Genomic DNA, 16,148 nt, shown 5'->3' with positions numbered 1-16,148 from the left:
GGAGACATCAATGAGAAGCAAGCTTTTTGTGCCGGCATCGCGCCCGGAATTATTCGAGAAGGCCTTCGCCAGCCAGGCGGATGCGCTGTCCTTCGATTTGGAGGACGCCGTCGCGCCGGCACGCAAGCAAGCCGCGCGGGAAGGCCTGGCAGAGTGGCTCGCCTCGCCGGCCTTTGCCGCCGCGCAAGCCCGACATCACAAGAAAATTATCGTGCGCGTGAATGCGGCCGATACCCCGTACTTTGCGGGCGACCTGGCCGCGCTGGGCCGCCTGCCCGTCGATGTGCTGAACCTGCCCAAGGTCGAGAGCGCCGCCGGGCTGCACGCCGCCGCCGTCCAGGCCATCGCGGCCGGCTTCCAGGGCGAGTTCCTGGTCACCGTGGAAACGCCGCTGGCGCTGGCCCGCGCGCCGGAACTGGCGGGCGCGCACCCGCGCGTGGCGGGCCTGCAATTGGGGCTGGCCGATCTGTTCGAGCCGCTGGGCATCGACCGCTACCAGTCCGAGACCCTGCGCGCCGTGATGCTGGCCTTGCGGCTGGGCGCAGGCTGCGCCGGCAAGTACGCCATGGATGCCGCCTATGCCCGGGTGCGCGACGCCGAGGGGTTTCGCGCCGAAGCGCAACTGGCGCGGTCCTTGGGCTTCCTGGGCAAATCCTGCGTGCATCCCAGTCAGGTCGCCATCGCCAACGAGGTATTCGGTTTTAGCGCCGAAGAGGTCGAGGCGGCGCAGCGGATCGTGGCCGCCAGCCGCGAACAGGACGGGGTGGGCGCATTCCTGCTGGACGGGAAGATGATCGATGCGCCTTTCGTGCGCCGCGCGCAGGACGTATTGCTGGCCGCGGGCCGGCCCGCCTGAACCGGGCCGATGCCGAGCGCGGCGCGGCCCAACGTTATTTTCGAGTGATAGTCACGATGGAACATGAAACTCCCGCTCAACTTCCGCTGGAAGGCATCAAGGTCCTGGACCTGAGCGCCTACATCGCGGGCCCGTACGGCTGCACCTTGCTGGGCGACATGGGCGCGGACGTGATCAAGGTCGAACCCCCCGAGGGCGACAATCTGCGCAAGTATCCGTCGACCCTGGCCGCCGAGAGCCGCGCGTTTCTGGGCATCAACCGCAACAAGCGCGGCCTGTGCCTGAACCTGAAGGAAGCGGCCGGCTACGAAGTCCTGGTCAGGCTGGTGCGCGAGGCCGACGTGCTGGTCCACAATTTCAGGCCGGGCGTGCCGGAACGCCTGCGGATCGACTTCGCCACGCTCTCGCGGATCAATCCGCGCCTGGTCTATTGCGCGATGACGGGCTACGGCGCGGCCGGCCCCATGGCCGGCCATGCCGGCTACGACCAGGTGCTGCAATCCATGACGGGCATGTGCGCCTCGCAGGCCAAGCCCGGCGGCCCGCCGGAAGTGCTGTATGGGTCGGTGGTGGACTATTACGGCGCCTCGCTGATCTCCAACAGTGTCTCGGCCGCGCTCTACAGGCGCGAGAAGACGGGGCGGGGACAGGCCATCGAGGTATCGCTGCTGGGCAGCGCGCTGGCCATGCAGTCGGCCCGCCTGGTCTGGGCCGAGGGCGAGCCCCGCCGCGTCGAGCGCGACATGCGTTCAGGCGGCATCACCGGCATCCACCCCACCCGGGAAGGCCATCTCTACCTGTCCGCCAACACGCCGCATTTCTGGCGCGCATTGTGCGGCCATCTGGACCTGCCCGGCCTGGCCGACGACCCCGACTACGACACGGTGAAAAAGCGCGCGGAGCAGGCGGCGGTGCTGGTGCCGCTGGTGCGCCAGGCGCTGGCGCGCGCCTCGGCGCGCGAGTGGGCCGAACGTTTCGGCCAGAGCGTGCCCTGCGCGGAGGTCAGGCCGGTCGAGGACATGTTCGAGCATCCGCAGGTGGAAGCCATGGGGTTCATCAAACCGTATCGCAACGAAAACGCCGGCGGCTACCTGGGCCTGGCGCAATGGGCGCATTTCGGCCCGGCGGCCGCGGACCCGGCGCCCGGCGGCGCGGCCCTGGGCCGCGGCGCGCCGGGGAAGGGCGAACACAGCCGGAACATACTGTCCACCCTTGGGTACACCTCGGATGAAGTGGAGCAATTGATGTTGTCCGCCGTGGTGCAATAGGCATCGACAACGATGACAAGAATCGCCCGGAATCGGGCGAGGAGACAAGAATCATGAGTCAAGCGCAGCGCTACCTCCGCCGCCCCGACGGATCGAACTGGGGCGATTTCGGGCATGACGACCAGCTCGGGACGCTCAATCACCTGGACAGTCCTGCGCGGCTGGCCGCCGCCGCCGAAATCCGGACCGGGCTTTCGTTTTCGCTCAGCCTGCCGCTGACCGTGCCACGGGTCCCCGTGCTCAATCCGCGCCGCAAGGGGCCGGTGATCCAGCCGGCCGAGAAGAACGGCGTGCCCGTGTACCGGTATCCGCTCGCGCGCGATGTGCCGGGCGCCACCGACGTCATCAGCGACGACCGCGTCACGCTCTCGCCCCAGTACTCCACGCAGTGGGATGCGCTGGGCCACGTCGGCTCGATGTACGACGCGCACGGCACCGGGCAGGCGCAGCCCGTGGGCTACAACGGCTTCGCGGTCAGCGAGCCCCGGGCCGAGGGCTTTGCCGGCACGCGCGACCTGTCCATCGCGCCGATGGCGCGCCACGGCATCCAGGGGCGGGGCGTGATGGTGGACCTGCGCGCCCGCTTTGGCGACGCGCGCCGCAAGGTCTCCTATGGCGACCTGATGGACGTCATGCGCGCCGACGGCGTGCAGGTCCGGCCGGGCGACGTGCTGTGCCTGCATACCGGGCTGGCGGACCTGGCGCTGACCCTGGGCGACGACGAACAGGAACGGCTCATGACGAGTTGCTGCGTGCTGGATGGCGCCGACGCGGAACTGCTGGCCTGGATCAAGGACAGCCGCATCGCCGCCATCGCCGCGGACAACCACGCCGTGGAACTGCGCAACCATAGCCTGGACGCCGGCAGCGGGCCGCTCTTGCCCTTGCACGAACAATGCCTTTTCAAGCTGGGCTTGCCGCTGGGCGAGCTCTGGCACCTGACCCCGCTGGCGCGATGGCTGCGCCAGCATGGCCGCCACGCCTTCTTCCTGACCGCCGCGCCCATGTACGTGCCCGGTCTGGTGGGCGCGCCGGTCAACCCCATCGCGACCGTCTGACCCCGCCGGGCAGATCGCGCCGCGATCCATGAGTACTTCAACATCCCCCTAGGGGAGGCACGAGGAGCACAGATGAAGAACATCCGTCACACGGCGTTGGCCGCATTGCGTCCGCTGGCCGCCGCCGCCGGCCTGGCCGGCGCGTTGGGCGCGGCCCATGCCGCCGGTTATCCCGATCAGCCCATCACCGTGGTGGTGCCGTATTCCGCCGGAGGCGGCGCCGACAACGCCGCGCGCATCATCGCGCAGGGCATGGGCGAAGTCGCCGGCCAGAGCGTGGTGATCGAGAACAAGGGCGGCGCCAGCGGCTCCATCGGCGCGGCCTTCGTGGCGCGCGCGAAACCCGACGGCTACACGGTGCTCTATGACGCCTCAGCCTTCGCCATCAATCCGGTGCTGCGCAAATTGCCCTACGACGCGAAGAAGGATTTCGTGCCGGTCTCGCAGGCCGTCAGCGTGCCGAACATCCTGGTGGCGGCGCCCGCCTCGGCCTTCAACAATCTGCCCGATTTCATCAAGGCCGCGCGTGCCCATCCCGGCAAGTACACCTTTGCGTCGTACGGGCCCGGCAGCCTGGCGCAGATGGCCGCCGAACTGCTCAAGAAGGACACGAGCGTGGACGTGGTGCACGTTCCCTACAAGGGCGGCGCGCCGGCCATCGTGGATGTCATGGGCGGGCAGGTCGATGTCTATTTCGCCAATGCCGCGTCCAGCCTGAACTACGTCAGCGGCGGCAAGCTGAAGGCGCTGGCGGTGTCTTCGGCCAAGCGCATGCCGGAACTGCCGGACGTGGCCACCGTGGGCGAAAGCGGCGTCAAGGACTTCGACGTGGTCGAGTGGAACGGCTTTTTCCTGCCGGCCGGCGCCGATCCCGAGGTGGTGGCCAAGCTGCAGGACCTGGTGCAGAAGGCGCTGGCGCGCCCCGAGACCCGCGACAAGCTCGCCAAGCTGGGGCTGACCCCGGTGGGCAGCAGCGCCGCGGACTTCGCCAGGTTCGTCGACGCGGAGCAGGTCCGCTGGGCGGAAGTCGTGAAAGCCAATAACATCACGGTGAATTGATCCACGCGGGAGAGCGGGCCCCCGCCCGTTCCCCGCGTCCCCAGGAACCGAAGAGGGATCCATCAGATGAGCCGGGAAGACGATTTCGAGCGCGGCCTGGCGAACCGCCGCGCGGTACTGGGCGATGCGTGGGTGCAGCGTTCGCTGGAGCGCGCCACCACGTTCACCGCCGACTACCAGAACCTCATCACGCGCTACGCCTGGCACGACATCTGGAGCCGCCCGGGCCTGCCGCACAAGGCGCGGCGCATGATGGTGCTGGCGGTGACCCTGTCGCTGGGCCGCTGGGAAGAGTTCGAACTGCATGTGCGCGCCGCGCTGACGGCGCCGGACGCGTCGCGCCTGACGCCGGACGAGCTCAAGGAAGTGCTGCTGCAGAACGCCATTTACGCCGGCGTGCCGGCCGCCAACACGGCCTTCAACCTGGCCCAGAATATCCTGCGCGAGGTGGCCGCGCAGATCGGCTACGACCTGGCGGCGGCGGACCCGCGCCAGGCCGATCTTTTCGGCGGCGGCCCGGCCTGAGCCGCCTGCGCGCGGGTTTGCGGACGGCGGCGGGCGCGGATGCCCGCCCCGTCCGCGTCAGTCCGCGCGGGGATTCAGCACGCGTGCGGCCTGCAGGCCGCTGCGCACCGCGCCTTCCAGCACGCCGGGGTAGCCCGTGTCGGTCCAGTCGCCGGCAAGCGCCAGCGTGGGCCAGGGCGTGGAATTCAGCGGACGGGTCAGGCCCGGCACCGCCGCGAAGGTCGCGCGCTTTTCGATGAACAGTTCCGCCGCCGCCACTTCCGGCATGGAAGGCAGGCGCGCGGGATGGCGCGAGGCCTGTTCGGCCACCTGGTCGATCAGCGCCTCGATGGTCTGCTGGCGGTTGCGGTCCGCGATGCCGGTGGCGACGCTGGCCACCACGGCCAGTTCGCCCGCCTTGGTGTCGCCGGCCAGTTGCGCGCGGTCGAACACCCATTGGCCCACGTGGCCCCGGGCGGACTCCTCGCGCAGCATCATCATGGGCTCGGGCAGGCGCCAGGGCTCCGCCAGGCGCAGGTTGAGCGTGGCGATGGGCAGGTAGTCGAAGGCCTTCAATGCCCCCAGCAGGCCGGTGGCGCCGGCTTCGCGCAGCGGCGCGTCCAGCAGCCGGGCCGCGAAGGCCGGGGGCACCGCCAGCACCGCCGCGTCGAAGCGTTCCTGGTTGATGTCGATGCCTTCGGCCGACGGGCGTATCTGGCGCACCGTGTTGCCGTAGCGCATGGTGACCTGGCGGGCGGCGGCGTCCGGCCACAGCGCCGACAGGTCGGTGCAGGGCAGCAGCAGGTCGCTGTCCTCGCGGCTGCCCGCCAGGCTGTCGCGCAGCACGCGGGCGAACAGCGCGGCGCTGGCGGTGGCCAGCGGCGTATTCAGCGCGGCCAGGCACAGCGGTTCCCAGAGCTGCCGGACCAGCGCGTCCGATTGCCCGTGATAGTGCAGCAGATGCTGCACGGTCCAGCCGCGCGGCGGCGTCCAGGACATGGCCTTCAGCCCGCGCATGAGGCGCAGGGTGGCCAGGCGGTCGGCCCAGGACAGGCCGCGGGCGCGCAGGATGGCGACGGCCATGTGCAGCGGCGCGGGCAGGCGCGGGGCGGACAGGTGGAAGCGGCCGTCCAGGCTGGCCAGCCGCAGCGGGCGGCGCATCAGCAGGGCGTCCGGGTTGCGGCCCACCCGGCGCATCAGCGCCAGCGTGTGCGTGTAGGCGCCCGACAGCAGGTGCTGGCCGTTGTCCAGCGGCGAGTCGAATTCGGTGTGGAAGACGCGCCGGGCGCGCCCGCCGGGCGTATGGCCGGCTTCGAACACCGTGACCTTGGCGCCCGCTTCGCGCAGGGCGACGCTGGCCGCCAGGCCGGCCCAGCCCGCGCCGACGACCGCGGCCTTCACCGCGTCAACCGGCGGACGAGTCCGCGTCCGCCGCCCACCCAGGTCTTCCAGGCCAGCCACAGCTTGCGCAGGGGCGTGAGCGAGATCCGCTGGTGCAGCACCTGCCAGTCGTCGCGCTCGATCTCATCGAGCAGCGCGTGATAGATGGCGGCCATCATCAGGCCGGGCCGCTGCGAACGGCGGTCGGCCTCGGGCAGATTGCTCATCGCTTCGCGGTACAGGCCGCGGGCGCGGTCGGCCTGGAACTTCATCAGCGCGCTGAAGCGGTCGGAGTATTCGCCGTTCAGGATGTCCGAGGCCTTGACCTCGAACTGCTGCATGTCGTTGACGGGCAGGTAGATGCGGCCGCGGCGGGCGTCGTCACCCACGTCGCGGATGATGTTCGTCATCTGGAACGCCAGGCCGAGCTTCTCCGCGTAGACCAGGGTCTTGGGGTCGGAGTAGCCGAAGACGCCGGCGGACAGCTCGCCCACCACGCCCGCGGCGTGCCAGCAATACTTGCGCAGGCCGGGCCAGTCCAGGTAGCGGGTCTGGTCCAGGTCCATTTCCATGCCGTCGACCACGGCCTGCAGGCGTTCGCGCGTGATCGAACAGCTTTCGAGGTGCGGCTGCAGGGCGCGCGTCACGGGATGGTCCGGCTTGCCGTCGTACATCTGGTCGATCTGCGTGCGCCACCAGGCCAGCTTGACGCGGGCCAGCGACGGGTCGGTGCATTCGTCCACGACGTCGTCGACCTCCCGGCAATAGGCATACAGCGCCGTGATGGCGCGCCGGCGTTCGGGCGGCAGGAACAGGAAGGCGTAGTAGAAGCTGGAACCGCTTTTGGCGGCTTTTTCCTGGCAGTATTCGTCAGGGGTCATATCAGGTAATTGCGCGCCACAACATGATGGCCCAGTCTTTGGCGCCCAATTCGGGGCGATTCATGAATACATCGTAGCCGCTCGCCTCGATACGCTCCAGCACGCGCAGCCCGCCTTGCACCACCAGGCGCAGCTCCAGGCCCATGCGGCCCGGCAGGCGGCGCGCCAGCGGAGCGCCGAAGTGTAGCAGCGCCCGGGCGCGCTCGACCTCGAACGCCATCAGGTCGCGCCACGCGGGCGTCAGCCGGCAGGCGGCCAGGTCCTCGTCGGTCACGCCGTGGCGGCGCAGGTCTTCCTGCGGCAGGTAGACGCGGTGCTTGTGCCAGTCCACCCGCACGTCCTGCCAGAAGTTCACCAACTGCAGGCCGGTGCAGATGGCGTCGGCCTCGCTCACGTTCTGCGGGTTGGTGGCTTCGAACAGATGCAGCATCAGCCGGCCGACCGGATTGGCGGAGCGGGTGCAGTAATCGGCCAGGGTGTCGTAGTCTTCGTAGCGCTTGACGCCGATGTCCTGCTCGAAGGCGGACAGCAGGTCGTAGAAGGGCGTGATCGGCAACTGGTGGCGGGCGATCGTGGCCGCCAGCGGCACGAAGATGCCGGCCAGCTCGGGCGAGCCGGGCTCGGGCGTCGTGCCGGGCTCGGCGCCGATGCGGTGCAGTTCGGCGCGGAACGCGGCCAACTGGCTCAGCCGTTCCTCGTCGGTGGCGCTGCCTTCGTCGGCGATGTCGTCCGCGGCGCGGGCGAACCGGTAGATATCGGTCACGGCGCGGCGCAGCCTGCGCGGCAGCAGCAGCGAGGCGACGGGGAAGTTCTCGTAGTGATCGATGGACATAAAGCGGCTGCGCGGTTGCGGCCCCGAAGGACCCTGACCAGCCCATTTTAAGGTGAACGGGCCTCGGCCGTTTTCCCTGGCGCGGCGCAATGCCGCGAGGGCGCGGATCAGTTAGACTTAAGCGCCACAGGATTGCACATCATGCCGCGCCCAATTTCAGCCTCCGTCTCCGTTTCCGCCCTCGCGCACAACCTTGCCGCCGTGCGCCGCCATCTCGACCAGACCGCCGCCGCCGCGTCGGGGCTGCCGCCTTCGATCTGGGCGGTCATCAAGGCCAACGCCTACGGCCACGGCATCGAACAGGCGGTGGCCGGCTTCTCGAAGGCGCAGGGGCTGGCGATGCTGGACCTGGACGAAGCCGTGCGCTGCCGCGAGGCGGGCTGGGGCGGGCCGATCCTGCTGCTGGAAGGGTTTTTCAACCCGTCCGACCTGGACATCGTCGACCGCTACCACCTGAGCGCCACGGTGCACAACCGCGAACAACTGGACATGCTGGCGCGGGCGCGCCTGTCGCGCCGCGTGGACATCATGCTCAAGCTCAACAGCGGCATGAACCGGCTGGGCTTCAGCCCGGCGGCCTATGCCGCGGCGCACGAACGCGCCATGCTGCTGCAACAGCAGGGCACCCTGGGCTCCGTGGGCAAGATGACCCATTTCGCCTGCGCCGACGGGCCCCAGGGCGTGAACGAACAACTGGGCGTGTTCAATTCGGTGACGCATAAGATGCCGGGCGCGATCAGCGTCTGCAACTCGGCGGCCGCGCTGCGCTTCGCCGAGATCGCCGTCGGTTCGGAAACGCAGGCGCACTGGGTGCGTCCCGGCATCTGCCTCTACGGCGCCTCGCCGTTCGCCGATGCCGAGGCCGCCTCCTTCGGCCTGAAGCCGGCCATGTCGCTGCGCTCGGAAATCATCGCCGTGCAGGAACTCAAGGCGGGCGATTCGGTCGGCTACGGCGCCATTTTCCGCGCCGACCGCTCCATGCGCATCGGCATCGTGGCCTGCGGCTACGCCGACGGCTACCCCCGCCACGCCGCGACCGGCACGCCGGTGGTGGTGGCCGGCATCCGCACCCAGTTGCTGGGCCGCGTGTCCATGGACATGCTGATCGTCGACCTGGGGCCCGTCCCCGCCGCCGGCGTGGGCGCGCCCGTCTCGCTCTGGGGCGAGGACGGCCCGTCCGTGGACGAAGTGGCCCAGGCCGCCGGCACCATCGGCTACGAACTTCTGTGCGCCCTGGCGCCGCGCGTCCCGGTCGCGCGCGACGTCTGAGCCGTCCGTCCGGCGTGCAAGAATTGCTGCGCAATTTGCAAGACAGATGGCGCCGGATGGTGTCTACTTGGAAAACCGGGCGCTCTAGCGCCCGTTTTTGACCAAGAACCAGACTACGAGGTTTCAACCCATGAAGGACAAATGCGTGCTCATCACGGGCGCCACCAAAGGCATAGGCTGGGCCCTTACTCAGCGGCTGTCCGACATGGGCTGTCACGTGGTGGGCATCGCGCGCAATACCACCGACGTGGATTTCCCCGGCTATCTCTATGCCTGTGACCTCGCCGACGCCGGCCGCACCGAAGAAGTGCTGCGCGAAATCCGCGAGAAATTCCCGGTCGACGCCGTGGTCAACAACGTCGGCATCGTGTCGCCCCAGCCCCTGGGCGAAATCGACCTGGCCACCCTGTACAACGTGCTCGACCTGAACGTGCGCGTGGCCGTGCAGGTCACCCAGGCCTTCATCGAATCCATGAAGGTGCGCCGCGCCGGCCGCATCGTCAACGTGGTCAGCCGCGCCATCCATGGCGGCCTGGACCGCACCGCCTATTCGGCCGCCAAGAGCGCGCTGGTGGGCTGCACCCGTAGCTGGGCGCTGGAACTCGCCGAGTACGGCGTCACCGCCAACGCGGTCGCGCCCGGCCCGATCGAAACGGAAATGTTCCGCGCCACGCGGCCCGCGGGCAGCGACGCCGAAAAGCGCGCCCTGGCCTCCGTGCCCATGAAGCGGCTGGGCACGCCCGCCGAGGTCGCGGCCGCGATCGCCTTCCTGCTGTCCGACGACGCCGGCTTCATCACCGGCCAGGTGCTGGGCGTGGACGGGGGCGGCAGCCTGGGCGGGCGTTCCTAGGGCCCTGCTTTCTGCAGCGCGCCCTTGTTCAATGCCGCCCTGCGGGCGTTTCTTGGGGCGGCGTAGCGCCGCCCGGCGATCAGTAGGGGCCTTTCGAGGCCGCCGGCGCGGCGATGTCCTTGAACTGGCCCGCCAGCCGTTCCGCGGCGCGCGCCAGCAGGATGGCGTCGACGCCCACGGCCACGAAGCTGGCGCCCAGCGACAGGTAGTGCCTGGCCTGTTCGACGCCGCTGTGCAGGATGCCGGCCGCCTTGCCGGAGCGGACGATGCGCTGGATGGCGTCGTCGATCGCGCGGGTCACTTCAGGGTGGTCCGGCTGGCCCAGGTAGCCCATGTTGGCCGACAGGTCGGCCGGCCCGATGAAGGCGCCGTCCACCCCGTCCACGGCCAGGATCTCTTCCAGCGCGTCGACGCCGCGCGGGGTCTCGATCTGTACCAGCACGCACATCTGGTCGTTGGCGCGCTGCAGGTAGTCGGGGATGCGGTTCCAGCGCGACGAGCGCGCCAGCGCGCTGCCCACGCCGCGGATGCCCTGCGGCGGATAGCGCACCGCGGCGACGGCGGCCGCGGCTTCCTCGGCGGATTGCACCATGGGCACCAGTACCGTCTGCGCGCCCGCGTCCAGGATCTGCTTGATCTGGACCGCATCGTTCCAGGCGGGCCGCACCACCGGGGCCACGGGGTAGGCAGCCACCGATTGCAGTTGCGCCAGCGTGGTCTGCAGGGTGTTGGGCGCGTGCTCGCCGTCGATCACCAGCCAGTCGAAGCCGGCGCCGGCGACGATCTCGATGGAATAGGCGCTGCACAGGCCCGCCCACAGGCCGATCTGGGGCTTGCCGGCTTGCAGGGCGCGTTTGAAGGTGTTGGTCAGGAGGTCCATGGACGACGGGTCGCTCAAATGAAATGGCAATTGACGGAGCCCAGCGCGCCGTAGTCGACGTTGAAGGTATCGCCGGGACGGGCGGCCACCGGCCGGGTGAAGGAACCCGACAGGACGATCTCTCCCGCCTCCAGCGCCACGCCGTGGGCGGCCAGCTTGTTAGCCAGCCATACTACGCCATTCGCGGGATGGTTCAAGACGCCGGCGGCCACGCCCGTTTCCTCGATGACGGCGTTGCGCGACAGGATGGCGCCGATCCAGCGCAGGTCCAGTTCGCCGATCTTCACGGGCCGTCCGCCCATCACCACGCCCGCGTTGGCGGCGTTGTCCGCGATGGTGTCGAATACCTTGCGGGGGCGCTTGGTGTCGGGGTCGATGCCGTGCGAACGCGCGTCGATGATTTCCAGCGCCGGGACCACGTAGTCCACCGCGTCGTACACCTGGAACAGCGTGACGCCGGGGCCTTGCAGGCGCTTGCCCAGCACGAAGGCCAGCTCGACCTCCAGCCGCGGCAGGATGAAGCGGCCGGCGGGTATGTCGGCGCCGTCGTCGAAGAACATGTCGTCCAGCAGCATGCCGAAGTCGGGCTCTTCGATCTGCGAGGCCTGCTGCATGGCGCGCGAGGTCAACCCGATCTTGTGTCCGCGCTTGATGCGCCCCTCGGCGAGCTTGATGTCCATCCAGGCGCGCTGGATGGCATAGGCGTCGGCGATGCCGATGTCGGGATGTTCCAGCGAGATCTGGCGGATCTGCCGGCGGGTGCGTTCGGCGTCGTGCAGGCGCGCGGCGATGGCGCGCACGGTGTGGGTGTCCAGCATGCGGATTCCTGGTGGATGCGGATTCAAGACGGAAAGGGGACCAGCGTGTTGACCAGCCGTCCGATGCCTTCGATTTCGGTCACGACCTCGTCGCCGGGCTGGACGTTGACGATGCCGTCGGGCGTGCCGGTCAGAATCAGGTCGCCGGGCGACAGCGTCATGAAGCTGCTGAAATATTCGATCAGCGCGGGCACGTCGAACACCATGTCGCGGGTATTGCCGCGCTGGGTCTCGACGCCGTTGACGGTGGTGCGCAGGTTCAGGTTCATGGGGTCGGGCACGTCGTCCCGGTCCACCAGCCACGGGCCCAGCGGCGTGCAGGTGTCGCGGCTTTTCACGCGCAGGTTGGGGCGGTACCAGTTTTCGAGGTAGTCGCGCAGCGCGTAGTCGTTGGCCACCGTGTAGCCGGCCACGTAGTCGTAGGCCTGGCCGCGGCCGACCTTGCTCGCGGTCTTGCCGATCACCACCGCCAGTTCGCATTCATAGTGCATGAAGGCGACGTCGGCGGGGCGCAAGGTCTGCGCCCGGTGGCCGATGAAGGTGTTGGCCGCCTTCAGGAAGCCCAGCGGCTCCTCGGGCGCCTTGAACGCCAATTCCTTGGCGTGGTCGGCGTAGTTGATGGCCAGCGTGAAGGTCGTGCGGGGCTCGATGGGCGGCAGCCACGCCACCGCGTCCTCGGGCAGTTCGCGGCCGTCGGCCAGACGGATCCGGCCGGGGCCGGCTTCGGTCGCGGCGTGGATGGCGCCGTCCAGGGAAATGCGGGCATGTTTCATGGCGGGGTTCCTTCGGTCACGGGGCGGCGCGGCCGGCCGCCAGCGCGTTGCCCAGCGTGCCCACCTGCGAAATGCTGATGTCGTAGCGCTGGCCGGCGCGCGCGCGCGGCGCGCCTTGCGGGGCGCCGACCAGCAGGATGTCGCCGGCCTCCAGGCTCATGAACTGCGTGACGTCGGCGATCAGCCGGGCCACCGGCCGGATCAGGCCGGCCGTGCTGGCGCGCTGCGCCACCTCGCCGTCGATGCGCACTTCGATATCCAGCGCGTCGGGGTCGGCGACCGCGGCGGCGGGCGCGAGTTCCCGGCCGATGGGGCAGAAGCCGTCGCGGCACTTCTGCTTGAGCGCGGGGCGGAAGTAGCTTGCGTGCGGCACGGACAGGTCGGCCACGACGCGATAGCCCGCCACGTAGTCCAGCGCCTCGGCCTCGTCGACGCGGGTGGCGCGGCGGGCGAACACCACGCCCAGGCAGGCGCCCACTTCCACTTCATCGACGTCGGCCGGCAGGACGATGGTGGCGCCGTCCTGCGCATAGGTGTTGGCGGGCTTGATGTACAGCACCGGCGCCTTGGGGGCGCCCTTGTAGGGAGCTGCGTCCACGGCGTCGCCCAGCGCGGCCAGCGCTTCGCGCGCGTTCAGCGCCGCGCCCACCACCGTCCGGGGCCAGGGCGCGGCCGCCGCCGCGGCGCGCGCCGCCAGGTAGCCGCGGTAGTTGTTGAACTTGTAGTTCAGCACCGGATCGGCTTCTTCGATCTGCAGGGAAATGCCCAGCGGGCGCGCGGCCGCCTGCGGCGCCAGCGCCTCGTTCAGCGCCTGGAACACGCGCGCGCCCAGCGCGGCTTTTTGCTCGTCGCTGCGGCCGTGGCCGATGCGCAGCACCGCGTGGACGAAGGCGTTGTCCGGGTGGCCGTCGACGATCAGGTAGTCGTCCACGCGCACCGCGCGGGTGCGCGCGCCCGCCAGCGGAAACAGGCTGCCGTCGCCCACGGCGGCGTCCTGCACCGTCCGCATCAGCGCGCGCGTATCCAGGGCCAGGTTGCCCGAATACTCAATCCAGATATGGGGCATGGCCCGCTCCGCACAAAGTAGTTATCATGTTAACTATCATAATGAAAAAACGCCGGCGCGACAATGCGGGAAAGGAGGGCGCCGGTTCGGGGTTTCCCGGCGTTGACAGGCCGGTTCGGCCAGCATAACGTTAACGTGTTAATTAAATTTGTCCGGAGCGTCCCGGCGCAATCCGCCGCCAGGGAACCGCCCGAATCCACAAGAACGAGGAGACAACCATCATGGGCAAGCTCGCGCTGGCGGCCAAGGTGACACATGTGCCGTCCATGTATCTGTCGGAGCTTCCCGGCAAGCACCAGGGCTGCCGGGAAGCCGCCATCCAGGGGCACCGCGTCATCGGCCAGCGGTGCCGCGACCTGGACGTGGACACCATCGTCGTGCTGGACGTGCACTGGCTGGTCAACGCCGGCTATCACATCAACTGCAACGCCGGCTTCAAGGGCCGCTACACCAGCAACGAACTGCCGCATTTCATCAAGGACATGGATTACGCCTACGGCGGCAATCCGCAGTTGGGGCGGCGCATCGCCGAGTGCGCGAACGCGGCCGGCGTGGGCACGAGATCGCACGAAATCGACAGCCTGGAACTGGAATACGGCACGCTGGTGCCTATGCGCTACATGAACGGCGACGGCCGCTTCAACGTGGTGTCCGTCGCGGCGTGGTGCGCCTGGCACGCGCTGGACGAAAGCCGGCGCTTCGGCGCCGCGCTGCGCCAGGCCATCGAGGCGGGCGACGGCCGCGTGGCGGTGCTGGCCAGCGGCTCGCTGTCGCACCGCTTCAACGACAACGGCAGCCCCGAGGCCGCGATTCACCAGATCAGCCGCGAGTTCTTCAGGCAGGTGGACCTGCGCGTGGTGGAACTGTGGCGGCGGGGGGACTGGAAGACGTTCTGCGCCATGCTGCCCGACTACGCCGAACTGTGCGTGGGCGAGGGCGGCATGCACGATACCGCCATGCTGCTGGGCTTGCTGGGCTGGGACGGGTACGACAGGCCGGTGGAGATCGTCACCGACTACTTCGCCAGTTCCGGCACGGGACAGATCAACGCGATCTTTCCGGTGCCGGCCTGATCAGGCCTCCTCGGGGCCGCGCGGCGCGTCGGCGTCGCGCTTGATCAGGTCGACCATCGCGTCCACGTCGCGATACAGGCGTTCCAGCAATTCCTTGCCGATCCTGGCCTCGATCTCCAGGTACTTCGCGTCCACTTGCGGGCGCATGCCGTCGATCAGCTTGTTGCTCTTGGGCGTGAGCGAGATTTCCTGGCGCCGCTGGTCGGAGCTGGAACGCACGCGCTTGATCAGGCCCTGTTCCTGCATGCCGGCCAGCATGCGGGTGAGGCTGGGGCTGAGGATCTGGCAACTGCGCGCGATCTGGTTGGGTTCCATGGCGCCCACTTCGCTCAAGGTGCGCAATACCCGCCATTGTTGTTCGGTGACGCCCGCCGCGTGCAGGATGGGGCGGAAATGCGCCATCAGCGTTTCGCGCGCGTACAGCAGCAGGTGGGGAAGATTGCGGTGGTGGAAGCTCGGGCTCATGCGGATATGTTAGCAAGAAGCCGGGCGATTCCTGGACGGGCCGCGCCGCGTGTCCGGCCCACGGACCCGCAAGGCGCGGGTCCGTTGTCGGGGCCGGATGGGGCGTTCAGGCGGGGTTCTGGTCGGCCAGTTCCTGCAGATCGTCGGGCAGGGTCAGGTCGGGGGCGCCCTGCTGCAATTCGCGCAGCGCCTGCACGGCGTCGTCCTGCTGGTCGGCCTGCATCAGGGAACGGATCTGGGCCACGCGGGCCTCGATGTCCTGTTCGCCGAACGGCGCCGCCTCGGCGGGGGCGGCCTCGGCTTGCGGCGCCTCGGCCGCCTGCCGGGCGGCCGCGGGCGGCGCTTCCTGTGCCGGGACGGCCTGGGAAGCGGGCGCGGCGGCTTCGCGCTGGATGGCGGGCGCGGCCTGCGGGGCCGGGGCTTCGGGCTGGGCGGACGGGGCGGAGGCGGGCGGCGCCTGGCTCGTTTCGGATTCGTGGGGAGCGATCAACTGCGCGGCCTGGTCGGCCAGGTCCTGTTGCGCTTCGCGCATGTCGGTCCATGCGAACAGGCCGACGACCATCGCGGCGCAGGCGGCGGCGCCCCAGCCCGGGTGCCAGCTATGGCCAGGATGCCAGTTGCGGCGCACCGCCGCGTCCAGCTCGGGAGTGGCCGCGGGGCCGGGCCGGCGGTACAGGGCGCGCAGATCCCGTTCATCGTCTTCGTCGAAAGGGGGGCGGTAGGTAATGCTCATGCGCGTACTCCTCGCGCATGCGCCTGGTGGCAGGGCGCATCCGCGTTTGACCTCCGCATGCGCCGCGCCGGTTCGTCCGGCGGTCTCGTCGCAGTTCGGGTCCTGTTCCGGTTCAGGCGGCTTCCTGGAAAGCCGCGGGTGAATGCGCCGCGATTCCCGCCGCCGCGCCGGTGGGGCGTACGGCTTCGGGTATGCCGCCCTGGACCGGGCGGTTCGACAATGCGCTGCACCTGCCGATTATGCGCGATTTGAAAAAATCCGGCAGGAAATTTCTCGGCTTTGCATCGTGCGGCTTCGTCTCGTCCCTGTTTCTGAAAGCGGAATGACAGCTTCATGCGCCGCGCCCCGCGCATTGCCCGCGCGCGCGCCGGGCGGCCGCGCGG

Annotated in this window: 18 protein-coding genes; 9 read left to right on the top strand and 9 right to left on the bottom strand. The window is 69.3% G+C overall.

The annotated features are described in order from the left end of the window. Nucleotides 1-10: 10 nt before the first annotated feature. From WHX56_RS23855 to WHX56_RS23835, 5 genes are all read left to right on the top strand, one after another. Complete coding sequence (locus WHX56_RS23855; protein WP_338879177.1) at nucleotides 11-856, top strand: CoA ester lyase; 846 nt, start codon at nucleotides 11-13, stop codon at nucleotides 854-856. A 56-nt stretch (nucleotides 857-912) separates the two neighbouring features. Next, a complete protein-coding gene (locus WHX56_RS23850; protein WP_338879176.1) occupies nucleotides 913-2,124 on the top strand; it encodes a CoA transferase in 1,212 nt (403 codons plus the stop codon). Nucleotides 2,125-2,177: 53 nt separating this feature from the next. Next, entirely contained in the window at nucleotides 2,178-3,182 is a 1,005-nt protein-coding gene (locus WHX56_RS23845; RefSeq protein ID WP_338879175.1) for a cyclase family protein, read from the top strand. A gap of 72 nt (nucleotides 3,183-3,254) precedes the next feature. Beyond that, nucleotides 3,255-4,241, top strand: a complete 987-nt coding sequence (locus WHX56_RS23840; RefSeq protein ID WP_338879174.1) for a tripartite tricarboxylate transporter substrate binding protein — start codon at nucleotides 3,255-3,257, stop codon at nucleotides 4,239-4,241. A 66-nt stretch (nucleotides 4,242-4,307) separates the two neighbouring features. Further along, the gene (locus tag WHX56_RS23835) at nucleotides 4,308-4,766 is read left to right on the top strand and encodes a carboxymuconolactone decarboxylase family protein (protein WP_129239358.1); all 459 of its coding nucleotides are present in this window, start codon (nucleotides 4,308-4,310) and stop codon (nucleotides 4,764-4,766) included. Between the two features lie 57 nt (nucleotides 4,767-4,823). Here the strand turns inward: WHX56_RS23835 and hpnE are convergent, their stop codons facing one another. From hpnE to hpnC, 3 genes are read right to left on the bottom strand one after another with little or no spacing between them, the layout of a single operon-like run. Continuing rightward, complete coding sequence (gene hpnE, locus WHX56_RS23830; RefSeq protein WP_129239359.1) at nucleotides 4,824-6,146, bottom strand: hydroxysqualene dehydroxylase HpnE; 1,323 nt, start codon at nucleotides 6,144-6,146, stop codon at nucleotides 4,824-4,826. After that, nucleotides 6,143-7,006: a presqualene diphosphate synthase HpnD gene (gene hpnD / locus WHX56_RS23825; protein ID WP_129239360.1), complete on the bottom strand. Its 864-nt coding sequence runs from the start codon at nucleotides 7,004-7,006 to the stop codon at nucleotides 6,143-6,145. The genes hpnE and hpnD overlap by 4 nt, the downstream gene beginning before the upstream one ends. A gap of 1 nt (nucleotide 7,007) precedes the next feature. Next, nucleotides 7,008-7,838, bottom strand: a complete 831-nt coding sequence (gene hpnC / locus WHX56_RS23820; RefSeq protein WP_129239361.1) for a squalene synthase HpnC — start codon at nucleotides 7,836-7,838, stop codon at nucleotides 7,008-7,010. 141 nt (nucleotides 7,839-7,979) lie between these two features. Here hpnC and alr point away from each other — a divergent pair, with 141 nt between their 5' ends. Together alr and WHX56_RS23810 are read left to right on the top strand one after the other, a co-directional pair. Next, entirely contained in the window at nucleotides 7,980-9,107 is a 1,128-nt protein-coding gene (gene alr / locus WHX56_RS23815) for an alanine racemase (protein WP_129239362.1), read from the top strand. Nucleotides 9,108-9,237: 130 nt separating this feature from the next. Beyond that, nucleotides 9,238-9,957, top strand: a complete 720-nt coding sequence (locus WHX56_RS23810) for an SDR family oxidoreductase (RefSeq protein WP_129239363.1) — start codon at nucleotides 9,238-9,240, stop codon at nucleotides 9,955-9,957. Between the two features lie 79 nt (nucleotides 9,958-10,036). Here the strand turns inward: WHX56_RS23810 and hpaI are convergent, their stop codons facing one another. The 4 genes from hpaI to WHX56_RS23790 are packed head-to-tail and all read right to left on the bottom strand — an operon-like array spanning nucleotide 10,037 to nucleotide 13,494. Beyond that, on the bottom strand, nucleotides 10,037-10,837 hold the full coding sequence (hpaI, locus tag WHX56_RS23805) for a 4-hydroxy-2-oxoheptanedioate aldolase (RefSeq protein ID WP_129239364.1): 801 nt from the start codon (nucleotides 10,835-10,837) through the stop codon (nucleotides 10,037-10,039). 14 nt (nucleotides 10,838-10,851) lie between these two features. Next, the gene (gene hpaH / locus WHX56_RS23800; RefSeq protein ID WP_129239365.1) at nucleotides 10,852-11,655 is read right to left on the bottom strand and encodes a 2-oxo-hept-4-ene-1,7-dioate hydratase; all 804 of its coding nucleotides are present in this window, start codon (nucleotides 11,653-11,655) and stop codon (nucleotides 10,852-10,854) included. Between the two features lie 23 nt (nucleotides 11,656-11,678). After that, nucleotides 11,679-12,428, bottom strand: coding sequence for a fumarylacetoacetate hydrolase family protein (locus WHX56_RS23795; protein ID WP_129239366.1), 750 nt, complete (start codon nucleotides 12,426-12,428; stop codon nucleotides 11,679-11,681). Nucleotides 12,429-12,444: 16 nt separating this feature from the next. Beyond that, nucleotides 12,445-13,494, bottom strand: coding sequence for a fumarylacetoacetate hydrolase family protein (locus WHX56_RS23790; RefSeq protein ID WP_338879173.1), 1,050 nt, complete (start codon nucleotides 13,492-13,494; stop codon nucleotides 12,445-12,447). A 221-nt stretch (nucleotides 13,495-13,715) separates the two neighbouring features. Here WHX56_RS23790 and hpaD point away from each other — a divergent pair, with 221 nt between their 5' ends. Further along, nucleotides 13,716-14,567, top strand: coding sequence for a 3,4-dihydroxyphenylacetate 2,3-dioxygenase (gene hpaD, locus WHX56_RS23785; RefSeq protein ID WP_338879172.1), 852 nt, complete (start codon nucleotides 13,716-13,718; stop codon nucleotides 14,565-14,567). Here hpaD and hpaR read toward each other — a convergent pair whose 3' ends face one another. Both hpaR and WHX56_RS23775 read right to left on the bottom strand, forming a co-directional pair. Beyond that, entirely contained in the window at nucleotides 14,568-15,032 is a 465-nt protein-coding gene (hpaR, locus tag WHX56_RS23780; protein ID WP_129239369.1) for a homoprotocatechuate degradation operon regulator HpaR, read from the bottom strand. It lies immediately after the preceding gene. Between the two features lie 106 nt (nucleotides 15,033-15,138). Beyond that, nucleotides 15,139-15,765 (bottom strand): hypothetical protein, encoded by a 627-nt coding sequence (locus WHX56_RS23775; RefSeq protein ID WP_129239370.1) that lies wholly within the window; start codon nucleotides 15,763-15,765, stop codon nucleotides 15,139-15,141. Between the two features lie 191 nt (nucleotides 15,766-15,956). Here WHX56_RS23775 and WHX56_RS23770 point away from each other — a divergent pair, with 191 nt between their 5' ends. Beyond that, nucleotides 15,957-16,091 carry a hypothetical protein gene (locus WHX56_RS23770; RefSeq protein ID WP_287755156.1) on the top strand — a complete coding sequence of 45 codons (135 nt, stop codon included), beginning with the start codon at nucleotides 15,957-15,959 and terminating at the stop codon, nucleotides 16,089-16,091. Nucleotides 16,092-16,148: the final 57 nt, after the last annotated feature.

Source organism: Achromobacter veterisilvae (assembly GCF_037619525.1).
Lineage (GTDB): Bacteria > Pseudomonadota > Gammaproteobacteria > Burkholderiales > Burkholderiaceae_B > Achromobacter > Achromobacter veterisilvae.
This window is presented reverse-complemented; position numbering and strand designations above follow the sequence as displayed.

What these genes read in the sequence shown, in the direction of transcription:
- WHX56_RS23855 (WP_338879177.1), top strand. Translation starts at nt 11, where the DNA reads ATGAGAAGCAAGCTTTTTGTGCCGGCATCGCGCCCGGAATTATTCGAG.
- WHX56_RS23850 (WP_338879176.1), top strand. Translation starts at nt 913, where the DNA reads ATGGAACATGAAACTCCCGCTCAACTTCCGCTGGAAGGCATCAAGGTC.
- WHX56_RS23845 (WP_338879175.1), top strand. Translation starts at nt 2,178, where the DNA reads ATGAGTCAAGCGCAGCGCTACCTCCGCCGCCCCGACGGATCGAACTGG.
- WHX56_RS23840 (WP_338879174.1), top strand. Translation starts at nt 3,255, where the DNA reads ATGAAGAACATCCGTCACACGGCGTTGGCCGCATTGCGTCCGCTGGCC.
- WHX56_RS23835 (WP_129239358.1), top strand. Translation starts at nt 4,308, where the DNA reads ATGAGCCGGGAAGACGATTTCGAGCGCGGCCTGGCGAACCGCCGCGCG.
- hpnD (WP_129239360.1), bottom strand. Translation starts at nt 7,006, where the DNA reads ATGACCCCTGACGAATACTGCCAGGAAAAAGCCGCCAAAAGCGGTTCC.
- hpnC (WP_129239361.1), bottom strand. Translation starts at nt 7,838, where the DNA reads ATGTCCATCGATCACTACGAGAACTTCCCCGTCGCCTCGCTGCTGCTG.
- alr (WP_129239362.1), top strand. Translation starts at nt 7,980, where the DNA reads ATGCCGCGCCCAATTTCAGCCTCCGTCTCCGTTTCCGCCCTCGCGCAC.
- WHX56_RS23810 (WP_129239363.1), top strand. Translation starts at nt 9,238, where the DNA reads ATGAAGGACAAATGCGTGCTCATCACGGGCGCCACCAAAGGCATAGGC.
- hpaI (WP_129239364.1), bottom strand. Translation starts at nt 10,837, where the DNA reads ATGGACCTCCTGACCAACACCTTCAAACGCGCCCTGCAAGCCGGCAAG.
- hpaH (WP_129239365.1), bottom strand. Translation starts at nt 11,655, where the DNA reads ATGCTGGACACCCACACCGTGCGCGCCATCGCCGCGCGCCTGCACGAC.
- WHX56_RS23795 (WP_129239366.1), bottom strand. Translation starts at nt 12,428, where the DNA reads ATGAAACATGCCCGCATTTCCCTGGACGGCGCCATCCACGCCGCGACC.
- WHX56_RS23790 (WP_338879173.1), bottom strand. Translation starts at nt 13,494, where the DNA reads ATGCCCCATATCTGGATTGAGTATTCGGGCAACCTGGCCCTGGATACG.
- hpaD (WP_338879172.1), top strand. Translation starts at nt 13,716, where the DNA reads ATGGGCAAGCTCGCGCTGGCGGCCAAGGTGACACATGTGCCGTCCATG.
- hpaR (WP_129239369.1), bottom strand. Translation starts at nt 15,032, where the DNA reads ATGAGCCCGAGCTTCCACCACCGCAATCTTCCCCACCTGCTGCTGTAC.
- WHX56_RS23775 (WP_129239370.1), bottom strand. Translation starts at nt 15,765, where the DNA reads ATGAGCATTACCTACCGCCCCCCTTTCGACGAAGACGATGAACGGGAT.
- WHX56_RS23770 (WP_287755156.1), top strand. Translation starts at nt 15,957, where the DNA reads ATGCCGCCCTGGACCGGGCGGTTCGACAATGCGCTGCACCTGCCGATT.